This window comes from Draconibacterium sediminis (genome assembly GCF_000949475.1).
Lineage (GTDB): Bacteria > Bacteroidota > Bacteroidia > Bacteroidales > Prolixibacteraceae > Draconibacterium > Draconibacterium sediminis.
In genome coordinates this window covers 556,543-573,063 of the sequence record NZ_JRHC01000002.1, presented here as the reverse complement: position 1 = coordinate 573,063, position 16,521 = coordinate 556,543, and the positions used below count along the sequence as shown (strand labels likewise).

The following is a 16,521-nucleotide window of genomic DNA, read 5'->3' as shown; positions in this document are numbered from 1 at the left end:
TTGAAATAAAATTACAAACTTATACAGATGAAAACGATATTTTTTACTGCTATTTACCTTCTGTGTTGTTTTTCTTTATTTGCACAGGAGACCTATATTTCTCCGGTGAACGAGGACAATGAACCTGTTGAACAAGGCAAGTTTGAACCTACCTGGGAATCGCTCAGTCAATACGAAGTTCCCGAATGGTTCCGCAACGCCAAGTTTGGTATTTGGGCGCATTGGGGGCCTCAGTGTCAGCCGGAACGTGGCGATTGGTATGCTCGCGGTATGTATGATGAAGGCTCAGACTACTACAAGTGGCATGTTGAACATTACGGACATCCTTCGGAAGTGGGTTTTAAAGATGTTATACACGACTGGAAAGCCGAGAACTGGAACCCTGAGAAATTAGTTGCCTTGTACAAGCGTGCCGGTGCCCAATACTTTTTTGCTATGGCTAACCATCACGATAACCTTGATTTGTGGGACAGCAAGTACCAGGAATGGAATTCGGTACGTGTGGGACCAAAAAAAGATATAATGACGGGATGGGCCAAAGCTGCCAAGAAATACCAACTTCCTTTCGGTATCAGTGTTCATGCATCCCATGCCTGGACGTTTTACGAAACTGCCCAGGGAGCCGATACGACCGGGCAGTACAAAGGGGTATCTTATGATGGTAAGTTAACCAAAGCAGATGGAAAAGGTACCTGGTGGGAAGGACTCGACCCTCAGGAACTGTACGCCCAAAACCACGAGATGAGTAAAGGCTGGGGCTGGGAATGGCAGAAAGGTGTTATTACTCCGCCTTCAAAGGAATACTGCCAGAATTTCTACAATCGTACGATGGATTTGATTAACAAGTATAATCCGGACCTGATTTATTTTGATGACACCGCTCTTCCTCTTTATCCTGTTAGCGATGCCGGCTTGAAGCTGGCGGCGCATTATTACAACCACAACATGGCAACTCATAATGGCAAACTGGAGGCCGTTTTGTTCGGGAAGATTTTGACTGACGAACAGAAAAAGTGCATGGTATGGGATGTTGAGCGTGGTGCCCCCGATAAAGGGCAGGATTTGGCCTGGCAAACCTGCACCTGTATTGGCGATTGGCATTACAGCCGCTGGCGCTACGATGACGATGCCTATAAATCGGCTGTAACTGTTATCCGCACACTGGTGGACATCGTTAGTAAAAACGGTAACTTGTTACTGAATATACCGGTTCGCGGCGATGGTTCTATTGACAGCAGAGAAGTAGCCGTTCTTGAAGGAATTGCTGCCTGGATGGAAGTGAACAAGGAGAGTATTTTTGATACCCGTCCGTGGATTGTGTTTGGTGAGGGGCCGTCTGTTGAAGAGGTCAACCCTATGAAGGAACAGGGATTCAACGAGGGAAAAGTTCAGATGACTGCTAAGGACATCCGCTTTAATCAAAAAGGTGACATTCTTTACGCGACGATACTTGGAGTTCCCTCAGAAACAATAAATATAAAATCATTAGCGCTTGCTAATTGCGATTTGAAAATCAAAAAAATAGAAATGCTGGGAAGCGATGAAAAACTAAAGTGGAATCAAAACTCAGAATCGCTGGTTATCGAAAAATCAAAAACAATTCCTAATGACATCGCTGTTGTCTTCAAAATTTTTATTGAATAACACAAATCGTTTAGTTGCCGGTGATTTATGTACTGTAAAAAGCACCAGGTAATTGTTCGACCAGATGTGCAGGGTAGCATAGCAAAACCAAAACTGTGGTCGATAGGGATGTGAACTAAAAAAATACAGTTAATAAAAAAAACAAAATATGAAAATTAGTTTATTGATTATCAGTTCACTATTTATAGTGAACGTATTTGCACAGAATACAATTGTGTTAAACGTGGATTCTGTAGGCCCTAAAATCAACAAGGAAATTTATGGGCACTTCTCTGAACATTTGGGAACTTGTATTTATGAAGGAATTTATGTTGGAAAAGATTCTGAAATACCTAACATTAATGGGTACAGAAAAGATGTTGTTGAAGCTTTAAAAGAAATGAAAGTACCTGTTTTAAGGTGGCCCGGAGGTTGTTTTGCAGATACTTATCATTGGAAAGATGGTATAGGGCAGCAAGAAGATCGCCCCTCAATTGTGAATGTTTTCTGGGGTGGGGTAACGGAAGACAACAGTTTCGGAACTCATGAATTTTTAGATTTTTGTGAATTGATAGGTACTGAGCCTTATTTGAGCATAAATGTTGGATCCGGTTCTGTTCAGGAAGCCATGGAGTGGGTAGAGTACGTTACCTCAAGTGATGAAAGTCCGATGACAGAACTGCGCAAAGAGAATGGACGAGAAGATCCCTGGGATGTGAAGTTTTGGGGGATCGGCAATGAAACATGGGGCTGTGGCGGAGAAATGTCGCCTGGTTATTACGCCGATCTTTTCAGAAATTATTCCGCCTATATCAGGGGTAATGGTTTTCAGAAGGTGATATGTGGACCTTCGGCCGACGATACACACTGGACCGAGACTATTATGTCTAAACTGCAAGGAAAACTCAATCTTACACAAGGTGTTTCTATGCATTATTATACGTTGCCTACCGGTAACTGGGGGAGTAAGGGATCATCTGTCGATTTTGAAGAAGATATGTATTTCTCAACACTGCATGGCACCATGAAAATTGAGGATTATATTAATCAACATCTTGCAGTTATGCTTAAATACGACAAAGAAGGCAAAGTTAAACTAATTGTTGATGAATGGGGAACATGGTATGATCAATTGCCCGGAACAAAAGGCGGTTTTTTGCAACAGCAAAATACGGTTCGCGATGCATTGGTTGCAGGTATTAATCTGAACATTTTTAATAATCATGCTGATATGATAAGCATGGCTAATATCGCACAAATCGTAAATGTATTGCAGTCACCTATTCTTACAAAGGGTAAGGAAATGGTTAAAACGCCTACTTATTACATATTTAAAATGTACAATGTGCATCAGGAAGCCAACCTTGTTCCTTTAGAGTTGCAAACGGAAGACTATTCGTATGAAGGAGAATCAATACCGGCCATAACAGCCTCTGCTTCTGAAAAAGACGGTGTGGTTAGCGTTACAATTACCAATGCCAATCCGAATAAAACAGTTAGTATTAATTGTTCGTTGAATAAAGATCTAAAGGTTGCAGATGCAAAAATTCTGACAAGTAATAGTTATACTGATTATAACGATTTTGGTAAAGAAGAAAAAGTGAGCTTATCGGATTTTTCGACGGCGGAAGTTCGAGATAAACAACTAAACATTAGTATTCCTGCACATTCTGTATTGTTGCTTCAGTTGCAGTAGGAATTTTAATCTCATTCAAAATCTTTATCATAAGGCAATAAAATAAATATTTGAATGGGTAAAAATGAGTAGCTGTTATGCAGAAGTGGCTGTGATTACTGAATAAATCAATATTAAATCAACACAATGAATAAGATAGTAATAAACTATATTTTGATTTGCCTTTTGGCAATCACATCCTGCAAAAACAATCAAACGGTAGATGATGCCAGAATTCCCTTCGATTTTGATTGGAAATTTGCACTGAACGAACAGCCGGGGGCTGAACAGCCCGGTTTCGACGATTCGGGCTGGCGCGTACTTGATGTGCCACATGATTTTAGCATCGAACATCCCTTCGACTCGGCATACACCTCCGGTGCCGGTGGCGGTTACGCATATAGCGGAATTGGCTGGTACCGGAAACAGTTTGTAACGGAAAAGGTGTATGCTGACAAGAAATTATGGATTTTGTTCGACGGTGTTTACCGCAACAGCGAGGTATGGATTAACGGCCATTATCTTGGAATTCGTCCTTATGGCTATTCGTCGTTTTATTACGAACTGACACCTTATTTAAACCCGGTTGGCGAAAACAACCTGATTGCGGTTAAAGTAAATACTTCGGAACAGCCAAATTCGCGTTGGTACACGGGCTCGGGCATTTACCGCCATGTTTGGCTCGTGGCAAAAAATAAGCTGCACATTAACCAGTGGGGGGTGTTTGCCCAAACTGTGGAAGTGAACGAAAGCGGTGCCAGGGTTTATGTTTCTGTTGAAGTGAACAACGACAACGATGCCGATCAGCCTTGCACCGTGGTGTCCAGGTTCATTGATTCGGAAGATAAAGAAGTTGCCAAATCGGAAACCGATGTTGATGTTAAAGCCGGTCAACAGCAAACGATAGCACAAAACATTCGGATCGACAGCCCTGAATTGTGGTCCATCGAAGAACCCAACTTGTACCGCCTGCAGGTTGAAGTAAGGAGCGGCGATGAGGTGGTGGATAGTTATGCTACGGCTTTTGGTGTTCGTACTTTCCGGTTCGATCCCAATAAAGGTTTTTCGCTCAATGGAAAGCATGTAAAGCTGAAAGGGGTGAACAATCACCACGATGGTGGGCCATTAGGCGCGGCAGTATTAAACCACACGCACAAACGGCAACTGACTATTTTAAAAGAAATGGGATGCAATGCGTTAAGAATGAGTCATAATCCACCGTCGCCGGAACTGCTTGCTTATGCCGACAGCCTGGGATTTGTGGTTATTGACGAAATTTTTGACGAATGGATGGATGGAAAAACTTCCCATGGTTACGCCCCTCATTTTGAAGAATGGTACCAGCGCGACGTGAAAAACTGGATACGTCGCGACCGAAACCATCCGTCGGTAATTGCATGGAGCATTGGCAACGAATTGCGCGAACAATACAACAAGGACAGTGCGCAGAAAATTATTCCCATGCTGCTGGATGCAGCAAAGAAACACGATAGTACGCGGCCTTTTACCCTGGCCTGTAACGAAATTGTAAACTTCAACTCTTTTGGCGTGCTCGATTTGCTCGATATTGTAGGATACAACTACCAGGAAGCTTTTTATAAGGAAGACCACGAAAAATACCCTAACCGGGTGATTTATGGTTCAGAAACGGTGATGTACCCATATCACGATCACAAAGCGTGGCAAATGCGCTCATACCAGCAATGGCTCGATGGACAGTTAGAGGATTATGTGGCCGGCGAGTTCTTGTGGACCGGCTTTGACTATCTTGGCGAAGCCGGTATTGGGCACGTGGGTACCGGCTTCGAGTTTTGGAAAACATGGCCCAACTGGCCATGGCGTGGTGCCGATTGCGGCGTGATAGATATGTGTGGCAATCCAAAACCCGGCTATTGGTTCCGCAAGTCGATTTGGAACGATGAGCCCATGGTTTACATTGCTGTTCAAACCGATAAATCAGCGCGTAACAGGAATAGGTCTTCTTTCTGGAACTGGCCTAAGGTTGAAGCTCATTGGAACCACGAAACTATTGGCGATACGCTGGCCATTCACGTTTATACCAACGTGCCTGATGTGGAATTAAAGCTAAATGGGAAATCGCTGGGCTCCCGCAAATGGGATCTAAATAACGAAGCTTTTTTGTTTTTTGAAGTGCCATACGAACCGGGGATATTAGAGGCTGTAGGAAAAACAGAAGATGGCAAAACCGTTACCTGTGTCGTACAAACAGCCGGCGAACCTGCGAAAATAGTGCTAACACCAGACCGTCAGATCATAAAAGCAAACAGGCAGGACTTAAGCTATGTATCGGTTCAATTGCTTGATGCCAATAACGTGCCTGTTCCGTTTGCCGACAACCTGATTGAATTTGAAGTGAGCGGTGCCGGAAAACTTCTGGCCGTAGGCAATGGTAACCAGCAAAGCCATACCCCCTTTAATGGCAGAGAAATGGAAGCTTATCACGGAAAATGCCTGGCTGTAATACAATCAACCTCTAGGAAAGGTGAAATAAAAATAACAGCCCAAAGTGGTTCGCTTCCGGTGGCATCAGCTATTCTGACAGCAAAATAATTCTGGCAAGCAGGCTTATTATAGGTTTGCGTTTGATAAATTAGTACCATTTCAATTAATACTAAGAAACAGAGCAGTTATCATCCAATAAAAACTGAATAAATGAATAAACTTAAAAGAACTTTAAGAACAGTGAGCCTGTTGGCTATAGCTTGCACCTTATTTAATTGCAGTTCGAAGCAAACCAAACAGGAGGTAAATGTTTACGAGCCAACCTGGGAATCGTTAGCCCAACACAACAGCCAACCCGAATGGTTTAAAGATGCCAAACTCGGGATTTATTTCCACTGGGGAATTTATTCCGTACCTGCTTTCAGTTCCGAATGGTATCCTGCATGGATGTACTATACCAAGCTTGAAAAAGAACATTGGGGAGCGGAAATTCGCGATTACCATGTAAAAAACTACGGAACTGATTTTGATTATCATGATTTTATCCCTCTGTTTAAGGCCGAACACTTTTATGCCGCGGAGTGGGCCGATCTGTTTCAAAATGCAGGAGCCAGATTTGCCGGCCTGGTTGCACAACATCACGATGGTTTTGCCATGTGGGATAGTGAAATAAATCCGTGGAATGCTGCAGATATGGGGCCTGAAAAGGACATTGCAGGAGAGCTGTTATCGGAGCTTAAAAAGCGCGATATGAAAACCATAGCAACCTTCCATCATGCGCGAAACCTGCAACGTTATGCCAACGACAGTGCCCATTGGGCCAATAGCGGTCAGGTTGGTTTTGATAGTCATTTCGCCTACGACCCCAATGGAATTACTAGTACCAACGATAAAAAACTTAAATACCTGTACGGCAACATTCCCGTTAATGAGTTTCACGACCGTTGGTTGGGACAGGTAAATGAGGTAGTTGATAAATATGCCCCGGATATGATTTGGTTTGATTCGTGGCTGGATATGATTCCTGAAGAATACCGGCAAAAAATGGTGGCCCATCATTACAATACAGCCTTAAAATGCGGCCAGGAACCGATAACTTTTTATAAACAGGAAGACTTACCTGATAGTGTGGCTCTTCTTGACATTGAGCAGGGCGGGAAAACAGAAATTTCGGAAAAATACTGGCTAACCGATATAACCATTAGTGATGGTAGTTGGTGCTACACCAATGGCCTGAAATACAAAAAAGCCGATTTAATAATACGTAATATGATTGACGTGTGGAGTAAGAAAGGCGTGGTACTGTTAAATGTATCTCCAATGGCCAATGGCATCATCCCGCTAGAACAGCAAGACGTTTTACTTACAATTGGTGAATGGATTAAGAAACACAAGGAAGCGGTGTACAATACGCGTGTACATTCTGTTTTTGGCTACGGAATTGCTGAATTTGAGAAAGGTCATTTTGGCGGACAATCAGCTACTATGAAATACACAAAAGACGATGTTCGTTTTGCCAAATCGAAAGATGGAAATACCCTGTATGTTTATTTATTGGGTTTGCCCGACTCTGGCAAAGAAATCGGGTTGGAGCATGTATTCGAGACAAATCCGGGGCAGAATATCAAACGAGTTAGCGTGGTTGGAAGTGGCGAAGAGTTAAAATGGTCGGCCAGCGAAAATAAATTGACGCTTACAACACCCAGTGCTGAAGCTATGGACGAAATTGCGACCGTTTTTAAAGTTGAGTTTATATAGTATTAAACAGTTACTTCCCTGAACTACCTGGCAAATTATAAGGGAAACAATATTTTAAAATAAAGGAATACATGAAGACAGAAGTAAAAGAATGGATGTTAGTCTTTTTGATTTTTATTTTTTTCGCAGGCAGTGCAAATGCCCAAACGGCCATGATTAATGTTCAGGCAAGAAAAACGACAAGTTTAAATGGCAAATGGACAGTCATTATCGACCCAATAGGGGTTGGCGAAGGGAAACAGGTATGGCAGGAAAAGAAGTCACAAAAGAAGACAGATTTTGTGGAATATTCATTTGAAGGGGGCCCAGAGTTGCAGGTGCCGGGCGATTTTAACTCGCAATTATGCGAGCTGACTTATTTTGAAGGAACGGTTTGGTACAAAAAACAATTTAACTATTCCGTGAAGGCAGACAAGCGATTGTTTTTGCATTTCGGGGCGGTAAATTATTTGGCCGATGTGTACCTTAACGGCGAAAAGCTGGGAAGCCACGAAGGCGGTTTTACCCCTTTTCAGTTTGAAATTACAGGTAAAGTAAAGGATGGTAGCAACACCATTGTTGTAAAGGTTGACAACAAGCGTTTGGGCAACGGTTTGCCAGGTACCGGTTACGACTGGTTCAATTATGGTGGAATTACCCGCGATGTGGATTTAATCGAAACCAACGAAACTTTTGTTGAAGATTACTTCATTCAGCTCAAGAAGGGGAGCTTAAACACCGTTTCTGGCTGGGTAAAACTGAACGGGAACAAGCTTAAACAGGATATTGTGGTTAAAATTCCTGAACAGAATCTGGAATATCGTACAAAAACCGATAAAGAAGGTTGGGCAAAGCTTGAGTTTAACTCGGCTTTTAAACTTTGGTCGCCCGAAAAGCCGAAGCTTTACAAGGTAATGGTTGAAAGTGAAACCGATACTGTAGCCGACGAGATTGGTTTCAGGAGCGTTGAAGTACAGGGAAATAAAGTACTGTTGAATAACAAAGAAATTTTTCTGAAAGCAGTAAATATTCACGAAGAAAACCCATCAAAAGCTGCAAGGGCTTATACTGCTGAGGATGCCGGGATGTTATTGAATGCGGCAAAAGAATTAGGGTGTAACCTGGTGAGATTAGTCCATTATCCTCACAATGAAAACATGGTTAAACAAGCAGAACGAATGGGAATCATGGTCTGGGATGAGTTGCCGGTGTATCAGCATATCCAGTTCTCGGATAGCCTTGTTCCTCAAAAACTGGAGACTATGCTTAACGAAATGGTTCGGCGTGACAAAAATCGCTGTGGAGTTGCTATTTGGTGTCTTTCGAACGAAACCTATCCCGGAACACCAAACCGCAACGAGGCGCTTATTGAGCTAACTCAAAAGTGCAGGGCTTTGGATTCAACCCGGCTGATTGTACACGTGATAAATACTCACGGATACAACAACAATACCTTTAAGGTGTGGGACCCACTTTACAACTATTCCGAACTGATAGCCATTAATGAATATGTTGGTTGGTACAAACCTTGGCAAGGCAAACCATCGGAAACAAAATGGGACGTTGTTTGTCCCGATAAACCGGTCTTTATCTCCGAGTTTGGAGGCGAAGCAAAATATGGCAGTAACGAAGGTCCGGGCGATGAGGCGGCTTACTGGACAGAAGAGTACCAACAGCAAATTTATGTCAATCAGATTGAAATGTTTGGCTCCACTCCCAATTTGTGTGGGGTGTGTCCGTGGTTGTTATTCGACTACAGGTCGTTAAAAAGGATGAATCAGGTTTACCAAAATGGTTACAACCGAAAAGGCTTGTTGTCGGAACATGGAGAGAAAAAAAGAGCTTGGTATATTGTGCACGAATACTATAAAAGAAAGTAAAAATGATAGATTTAAGAAGATTAGTTGTAGCATTGATTTGTGTAGTTGCCACAGTCGGCAGTCTTTCGGCACAATTTCAGGTAATTGATGTTTGGAACGGAAAGGCTTCCGGTGCCTTAGAAAGTGAAGAATTTACACAGCATGTTGATACAACGGCAGGCTGGATAGATAAACATTCCATTGTTGATCCCGATCTTTATTTTTATCCGGCTCCAAAGGAAAAGGCAACGGGTACGGCAGTTGTTATTTGTCCCGGAGGCGGCTATTCAGGACTTGCTATCAGGCATGAAGGGCTACAGGTTGCGCAGTGGTTTAACAGCGTGGGTATAACCGCTTTCGTATTAACATACCGTCAGCCCGACGATGCCGCAATGGAAAACAAATCGATTGGCCCGTTACAGGATGGCCAAAGGGCAATACGCATTGTTCGCCGCCATGCCAAAGAATGGGGCATTGATCCTGAAAAGATTGGTATAATGGGCTTCTCAGCAGGGGGGCACGTAGCATCTACAATTTCAACCCATTATACTGAGAAGGTTTATGATCCGGATGACTCAACCAGTGCGCGGCCCGATTTCTCGTTGCTTATTTACCCGGTAATATCTATGGACTCTACCATTACGCACAGAGGCTCACGCGTGGGGTTGCTTGGTAACGCACCATTGGCTGAACAGGTGAAGCATTTTTCAAACGACTCGCAGGTCAATACGCATACTCCACCGGCATTTGTAGTTCACTCGTTGGATGATGATGTGGTTCCGGTTGAAAATAGTATTAAATATGCATTAGCGATGAAAAAGCATGATGTACCCTGCGAACTTCATATTTATCAATCGGGTGGACATGGGTATGGAATGGCTCCCGGGAGAAGCACTCAATCTATGTGGCCACAAGCATGCCTAAAATGGCTTGAAGCAAGAGGTTTTATAGGAGCGTCGAATTCGGAAAAGTGAAATATTGATTGAAGTATATTGATATGAGTAGGGGAGTGAGTAAGTGCCGTTGAAGGGGGCGTCTTACATGAATACCCAAAATGCGTCATAAACAATTCTGTTTTTGACGCATTTTGCATTCTTGTTAACTTAAAAATACAACAGCATACTATGTGGGAAACATTGTAGTACCCCTGTGTGTATTGTTGACGTGTATTTTTACGGTCGTTTTTTTGGGTACATCACAGGACGTTCAGTAAAAAGGGACCTAATTGGTTTGTTTTGGAGTAAGAACTGGTTTGTGTTCAATCGTTAGAGGTTCTGTAAAGTTCCAAATACCAGATAATTAAATTAATAATAACAATGTCAACTTTAAAAACAGGATTCGTTTCATTTTTCATTACGGCGATGACTCTTTCTGCTTCTGCCCAGAAAACTACGCCAATTTACCTTGATGTAACCCAACCAATTGAAGAACGGGTTGAAAATGCGCTTTCATTAATGACTACCGAAGAAAAAGTCGCCTTGTGCCACGCACAGTCAAAATTCAGCTCAAAAGGGGCTGCCAGGCTTGGCATTCCTGAAGTATGGACATCGGATGGCCCTCACGGAATTCGTGAAGAGGTTTATTGGGATGAGTGGAGCGGAGCTCAATGGACCAATGACTCATGTACCGCTTTTCCGGCACTTACGTGTTTAGCTGCAACTTTCAATCCTGAATTGTCGCTGCTGTATGGAAAATCGATTGGTGAAGAGGCTCGCTATCGTAATAAAACCATGTTGCTGGGGCCAGGAGTGAACATTTACCGCACCCCTCTGAACGGGCGCAATTTCGAATACATGGGCGAAGATCCATACCTGGCTTCATGTATGGTTGTTCCCTATGTGCAGGGAGTTCAGGCCAATGGTGTTGCTGCTTGCGTGAAACATTTTGCCCTGAACAATCAGGAAAAATGGCGCGGGCATATTAATGTAAACGTGAGTGACCGTGCCTTATACGAAATTTATTTGCCTGCCTTTAAAGCTGCTGTTCAGGAAGGTCAGGCCTGGTCAATCATGGGATCATACAACCAGTTCAGGGGTGAGCACTGCTGTCACAACGATCTTTTACTGAATAAAATCCTGAAGAAAGACTGGGAATTCGACGGTTTGGTAATCAGCGACTGGGGCGGAGTTCACAACACTGATCAGGCAGTAAATAACGGGCTTGATATTGAGATGGGTACCTATACCAATGGATTGACAACCAGCGGGCACTTCCCGTATTCAGATTATTACCTGGCCGATCCTTTCTTAAAAGGAATAAAGGATGGTAAATATGAAATGGCCGTGCTTGACGATAAAGCACGGCGTATTTTGCGGTTAATCTTCCGCACGACCATGAGTGCCAATCGTCCGTTTGGTCGTTTTGTTTCGCCGGAACACAGCGAGGCTGCACGGAAAATTGCCTGCGAGGGGATCGTCCTATTGAAAAATAATGAAGAGTTCTTTCCTATTCCTGTCGGGAAATACAAAAAAATAGCTGTTATCGGTGAAAACGCTTCCCGTAGTATGGTCATCGGGGGTGGCTCCTCTTCACTTAAAGTGGCCTATGAGGTTTCTCCTTTGCAAGGATTGAAAGACAAATATGGCGATAAGCATATTACTTATAGCCTTGGTTATGCTTCGGGACCTTCATTATACGGGCGCGAAGAACCGTCAAAGCTGGACGCTGATTCCTTAATGGCTGCTGCAATCGAAGTTGCAAAAGATGCGGACATCGTACTTTATATCGGAGGATTGAATAAAAATCACTTTCAGGATTGTGAAGGTGGGGACCGTAAATTCCTTGACCTCCCATTCGGACAGGATAAACTGATTGATGAACTGTTGAAAGTAAATAAAAACACAGCTGTGGTCTTGCTTAGCGGTAATGCAGTAGCAATGCCTTGGGTAGACAAAGTGCCTGCCATTATGCAGGGATGGTATTTGGGGGCCGAGGCTGGAAATGCGTTGGCCGATGTTATCTCAGGCGATGTTAACCCTTCAGGAAAATTACCTTTCTCATTCCCTAAAAAGCTGGAGGATAATGGGGCTCACTTCTTCGGAGAGCTTTCTTATCCAGGCGATAGTATTGACCAATATTACAAAGAAGATATCCTGGTGGGTTACCGTTGGTTCGATACCAAAAAAATTGAGCCCTTGTTCCCATTCGGATATGGTTTGAGCTATACTTCTTTTACCTGGTCGGAACCAGAAGTTGACAGAAATGAAGTAAAAGCCGATGGAACACTAAAAGTATGGTTCACACTAACCAACACCGGGAAAATTGACGGGGCAGAAACAGCCCAATTTTATGTGAGCAAACCCAAATCCGAAGTAGCCCGGGCCGCGAAAGAACTCAAGGCATTTAAAAAGGTATTCCTCAAAGCCGGAGAAAGCCGGTTGGTAACACTGGAAGTCCCGGTAAGCAGTTTTGCCTATTATAATGAGTCGAAAAGTTCATGGATTGTGGAACCGGGTAACTACACTTTTTTGCTGGGAAATTCATCACGTGATATAAAAGGCAAATTAACTGTAAATGTTGAATAAACCCGGGTTTCAATAGCAGGATCATTAATATCGCTAACGGTTAGGGCACAGTTTTGTAGAGTATTTTTGTGGATAGGAGGTAAAGGTCGCTTATAGCAATGGATTAGTACCTTATAGAAGTCGGAAATTTTTGGTCTCGGTAAAGTCTCGTTTTGAATAACTTTTTTTGTACTTTTTTGATTCCTGTGGAAAACAAAAAAGCACTTAAAATATTGATTTTAAGTGCTCTTGATTTTATTTGGATTTCTCCTGGTGCCCAGTAAAGGACTCGAACCTTCACATTCATAAGAATACTAGTCCCTGAAACTAGCGCGTCTACCAATTCCGCCAACTGGGCAAATTTGTTAAGAACATTCCAAAATCTGTGGCGTTTACTCCGTTTCGATTTTGGACGTGCAAATATAAAAAAAATCCGCCTTCTTGTTTCTTTAAAAAGGCGGATTTAGTTGAAAACAATTATTTCTTACAACATTTTTATTTGGTTTTCTGCTGTAATCTTTTCGCAGTATTTACATTTTAAGGCAACCGGACTTGTGTTAATTACTTTAAACGAAGTAGTTATCTTTTCGTTGTTGGTAATACACTTTGGATTAAAGCATTTTACAATTCCTGTAATTTTTTCCGGTATTTCAACAATTTTCTTTTCGGCCACTTCGTAATCTCTTATGATGTTGAGCTTGGCGTGTGGTGCGATCAGTGCTATTTTGTTGATCTCGTCGTTTTCAAAAAACTTATCCGATACCTTTATAATAGCTTTTGCGCCCAACTTACTGCTTTCAAGGTTGGTTCCGAAAGTGATCTGGTTTTTGATAGTGTCGAGTCCTAATATGGAAATTACCTCAAATAAACTTTTTGCCGGAATATGGTCGATCACTGTTCCGTCTTTAATGGCACTAACTTTTAATTTTAGTTTCTTTTTTGCGTCATTTTTTTCCATGGCGGTATTATTTAAGGTTCATTACATGTGAGATGATGGCTTCGCGGGTAAATACCCCGTTTAGCGCCTGTTCGAAATAGTAAGCTTTTTCGCTGCTATCTACATCAGTGGCAATTTCGTTAACGCGTGGCAGCGGATGTAACACCCGAACATTTGGTTTGGTATTTTCCAGCATCGCTTTATTTAAAATGTAAACATCTTTCACTTTTTCGTATTCTATCGGGTCCGAAAAACGTTCCTTCTGAACGCGGGTCATGTAAATAATATCGGCTTCCGAAATAATATCGGTAAACTCTTCGTGCTCAAAATAACGAATGCCTCTTTCTTCCAAATGGTGCTTATAGCCGCGTGGCATTTGCAAACTTTCGGGTGCAATGAAGTTAAAAATCGGATTCTCGAATTCAGACATAGCCTGTAGCAGCGAATGTACCGTTCTTCCAAATTTCAGGTCGCCAACCATAAACAGGTTCAGGTTATCTAGTGTTCCCTGTGTTTTTAAAATAGAATACATGTCGAGCAGGGTTTGTGTAGGGTGCTGATTGGCACCGTCGCCGGCATTGATGATCGGTACACTTGAAACTTCGGCAGCATAACGCGCTGCGCCTTCAAGCGGGTGACGCATAACAATAAGGTCGGCATAGTTGCTCACCATTTTAATAGTGTCGTGCAGTGTTTCTCCTTTTGTTGCACTCGAGCTGTCAGGATCGGCAAAACCAACAATTCGTCCCCCCAAACGATTAATCGCTGTTTCGAAACTTAAGCGTGTGCGTGTTGATGGTTCAAAAAAAAGGGAGGCAACAACTTTCCCTTTCAACAATTCCTGGTTCGGATTTGCTTCAAAATCCGCAGCCAGTTCCATAATTCTCAGATATTCTTCTTTCGAGAAATCTGTGATCGAAATTAAATCCTTCTTCATTGCCTTAAATATTGAATTTGATAATGTGGTTGACTGAAAAAAAGAAGACCAACATTTCGGAAAAGAAAATGTTGGTCTTCGTTAATTGCTAAAAAAGTAGAACCTTTTTTATAGATAAAAACGATTGCTTTTAAAAATCGTCTGATGCAGCGATGGGAAAAAGAAACCTTCTCAAAGCGTTTGTTAGTGCCTCGCTCAAGAAAAGTAAAGTGGAATATCACGCGTAGCATCATGGTTCAAAAATACAGTGTTAGTTAACGTTTGTCAAAAATAGTGTGGCGTACTTATCAGCATTTTATTAACACATAAAAATGCTAATCCAGCCTTTTTATTTCTATTCCATATATTTCGTTAAACGATTGGAAAGCCCTTTTATCCTCTGATTTCCGCGCTTTAAATATCAGCCGGCAGCTTTCCTGAAAATCGGTTTTTACAATATCGTAATTATCTTGTTTTAGCTTATTCATAACGGTGTTCAGCATGTCGTATTCAAATTTTAGTTCATACTGAATTTCAATAAGTTTCGAAATTATTTCGGCATTGTTCAGCGCTTCAACCGTAGCCTCCCGGTAGGCATTAATAAGCCCGCTAACGCCAAGCAGTGTACCGCCAAAATAACGAACCACTACCACCAGAATATTGGTTACTTCGTAGCTTTGTAATTGCCCTAAAATAGGTTTCCCGGCTGTTGATGAAGGTTCGCCGTCATCGTTTGCGCGCGTACGAATTTCTTCAGTGCCCAGTCGCCAGGCATAACAGTGATGGCGCGCACTGTGGTGTTCTTTTTTTAATGCAGCAACCAGCTCTTTTACTTCTTCTTCATCTTTTAAGGGGTAGGCATACGAATAAAATTTGCTGCCTTTGTCTTTAAAGTAGCCGTTACTCGGTGTTTCTATGGTTTTATACTGATCGTCCATTACAACAGGAAATATAAACTGATGAGTGCCAATACAACACCTGCAAAGTTAATTTTATTCAGCCGTTCTTTAAAAAGTAAGGTGCCTAAAATGGCTGTAAATGCCACAATAGCCATGTTATTAAGGGCAAATACCAGCGAACTTTCCAGGCCTGAATTATTCAGTGCTTTTATAATAAAATACAGGGACCCAAAATTCGTAATACCCAAAAGTGCCCCGAAGAGTAGTGTTGCCGGATTTAGTTTTAGCCGGTAAGTTTTTGTGAATATCGAAACGAGTACTCCACATAAAAAGGCAACCATAAAAACCAGGATGGTGTATAACGATGTTTCGCTTTCCGATATTTTTACCGCCTGAACATATTTTACAATCGAGTCGATCAAACCACTTCCTAAAAAGATAAACAGAGGCAAAACAATATAAACCAGGTTTGTTTTGGTAAGTTCCTTTTTATAAACCGTTAATCCAACGGCAATTATCGCTGTTACTATTCCAATTGCTTTTAATGTTGAAAGCTGTTCGTTAAAATAGATGAGTGAGAAGGTTACCGGAAAAACCAGCGATAACTTATTGGCAAGCGTGGTTACGGTAATTCCTGCTTTCTGGGCACTGTGACCAATTAAGTAAAACATGGCAATAAAAAGGATTCCGAGTAGTATGGCAAAAGGCATCCAGTGGGGGAGTGTGGCCGGGGTATTGGCCTCAGCAAATGGTTGAAACAAAAGAATGCCCAGTAAACTGGCAGCCAAATAGTTTATCGTGATCAGTGACTGAAGTTTACAATTGTAATTTTTTGCAACTCTGAAAATCACATAGATCATTGATGATGAAAGGATGCACAGGATCAGATAAATCATACGGGCAAAAAAA

Annotated in this window: 11 protein-coding genes and 1 tRNA gene; 7 read left to right on the top strand and 5 right to left on the bottom strand. The window is 42.2% G+C overall.

The window, feature by feature from the left end; translation table 11 throughout:
- Positions 1-27 precede the first annotated feature (27 nt).
- The 7 genes from LH29_RS12275 to LH29_RS12245 all read left to right on the top strand — a co-directional run bounded on the left by LH29_RS12275 (position 28) and on the right by LH29_RS12245 (position 12,881).
- On the top strand, positions 28-1,644 hold the full coding sequence (locus LH29_RS12275; protein ID WP_082063659.1) for an alpha-L-fucosidase: 1,617 nt from the start codon (positions 28-30) through the stop codon (positions 1,642-1,644).
- A gap of 148 nt (positions 1,645-1,792) precedes the next feature.
- Positions 1,793-3,319: an alpha-N-arabinofuranosidase gene (locus LH29_RS12270; RefSeq protein ID WP_045030100.1), complete on the top strand. Its 1,527-nt coding sequence runs from the start codon at positions 1,793-1,795 to the stop codon at positions 3,317-3,319.
- 126 nt (positions 3,320-3,445) lie between these two features.
- Positions 3,446-5,869: a glycoside hydrolase family 2 TIM barrel-domain containing protein gene (locus LH29_RS12265; RefSeq protein ID WP_045030098.1), complete on the top strand. Its 2,424-nt coding sequence runs from the start codon at positions 3,446-3,448 to the stop codon at positions 5,867-5,869.
- 102 nt (positions 5,870-5,971) lie between these two features.
- Positions 5,972-7,519, top strand: coding sequence for an alpha-L-fucosidase (locus tag LH29_RS12260; protein WP_045030097.1), 1,548 nt, complete (start codon positions 5,972-5,974; stop codon positions 7,517-7,519).
- Positions 7,520-7,590: 71 nt separating this feature from the next.
- Positions 7,591-9,378, top strand: a complete 1,788-nt coding sequence (locus LH29_RS12255) for a glycoside hydrolase family 2 protein (protein WP_045030096.1) — start codon at positions 7,591-7,593, stop codon at positions 9,376-9,378.
- A 2-nt stretch (positions 9,379-9,380) separates the two neighbouring features.
- The gene (locus LH29_RS12250) at positions 9,381-10,331 is read left to right on the top strand and encodes an alpha/beta hydrolase (RefSeq protein ID WP_045030094.1); all 951 of its coding nucleotides are present in this window, start codon (positions 9,381-9,383) and stop codon (positions 10,329-10,331) included.
- Between the two features lie 342 nt (positions 10,332-10,673).
- On the top strand, positions 10,674-12,881 hold the full coding sequence (locus LH29_RS12245) for a beta-glucosidase (RefSeq protein WP_045030092.1): 2,208 nt from the start codon (positions 10,674-10,676) through the stop codon (positions 12,879-12,881).
- Positions 12,882-13,131: 250 nt separating this feature from the next.
- Here the strand turns inward: LH29_RS12245 and LH29_RS12240 are convergent.
- From LH29_RS12240 to LH29_RS12215, 5 genes are all read right to left on the bottom strand, one after another.
- Positions 13,132-13,218, bottom strand: a tRNA-Leu gene (locus tag LH29_RS12240).
- A 126-nt stretch (positions 13,219-13,344) separates the two neighbouring features.
- Positions 13,345-13,818 carry an aspartate carbamoyltransferase regulatory subunit gene (pyrI, locus tag LH29_RS12235; RefSeq protein WP_045030090.1) on the bottom strand — a complete coding sequence of 158 codons (474 nt, stop codon included), beginning with the start codon at positions 13,816-13,818 and terminating at the stop codon, positions 13,345-13,347.
- 7 nt (positions 13,819-13,825) lie between these two features.
- The gene (gene pyrB, locus LH29_RS12230; protein WP_045030088.1) at positions 13,826-14,734 is read right to left on the bottom strand and encodes an aspartate carbamoyltransferase; all 909 of its coding nucleotides are present in this window, start codon (positions 14,732-14,734) and stop codon (positions 13,826-13,828) included.
- A 314-nt stretch (positions 14,735-15,048) separates the two neighbouring features.
- A complete protein-coding gene (locus LH29_RS12220) occupies positions 15,049-15,651 on the bottom strand; it encodes an IMPACT family protein (protein WP_045030084.1) in 603 nt (200 codons plus the stop codon).
- A complete protein-coding gene (locus tag LH29_RS12215) occupies positions 15,651-16,508 on the bottom strand; it encodes an EamA family transporter (RefSeq protein ID WP_045030082.1) in 858 nt (285 codons plus the stop codon). Before LH29_RS12215 ends, LH29_RS12220 begins: the two co-directional genes overlap by 1 nt.
- Positions 16,509-16,521: the final 13 nt, after the last annotated feature.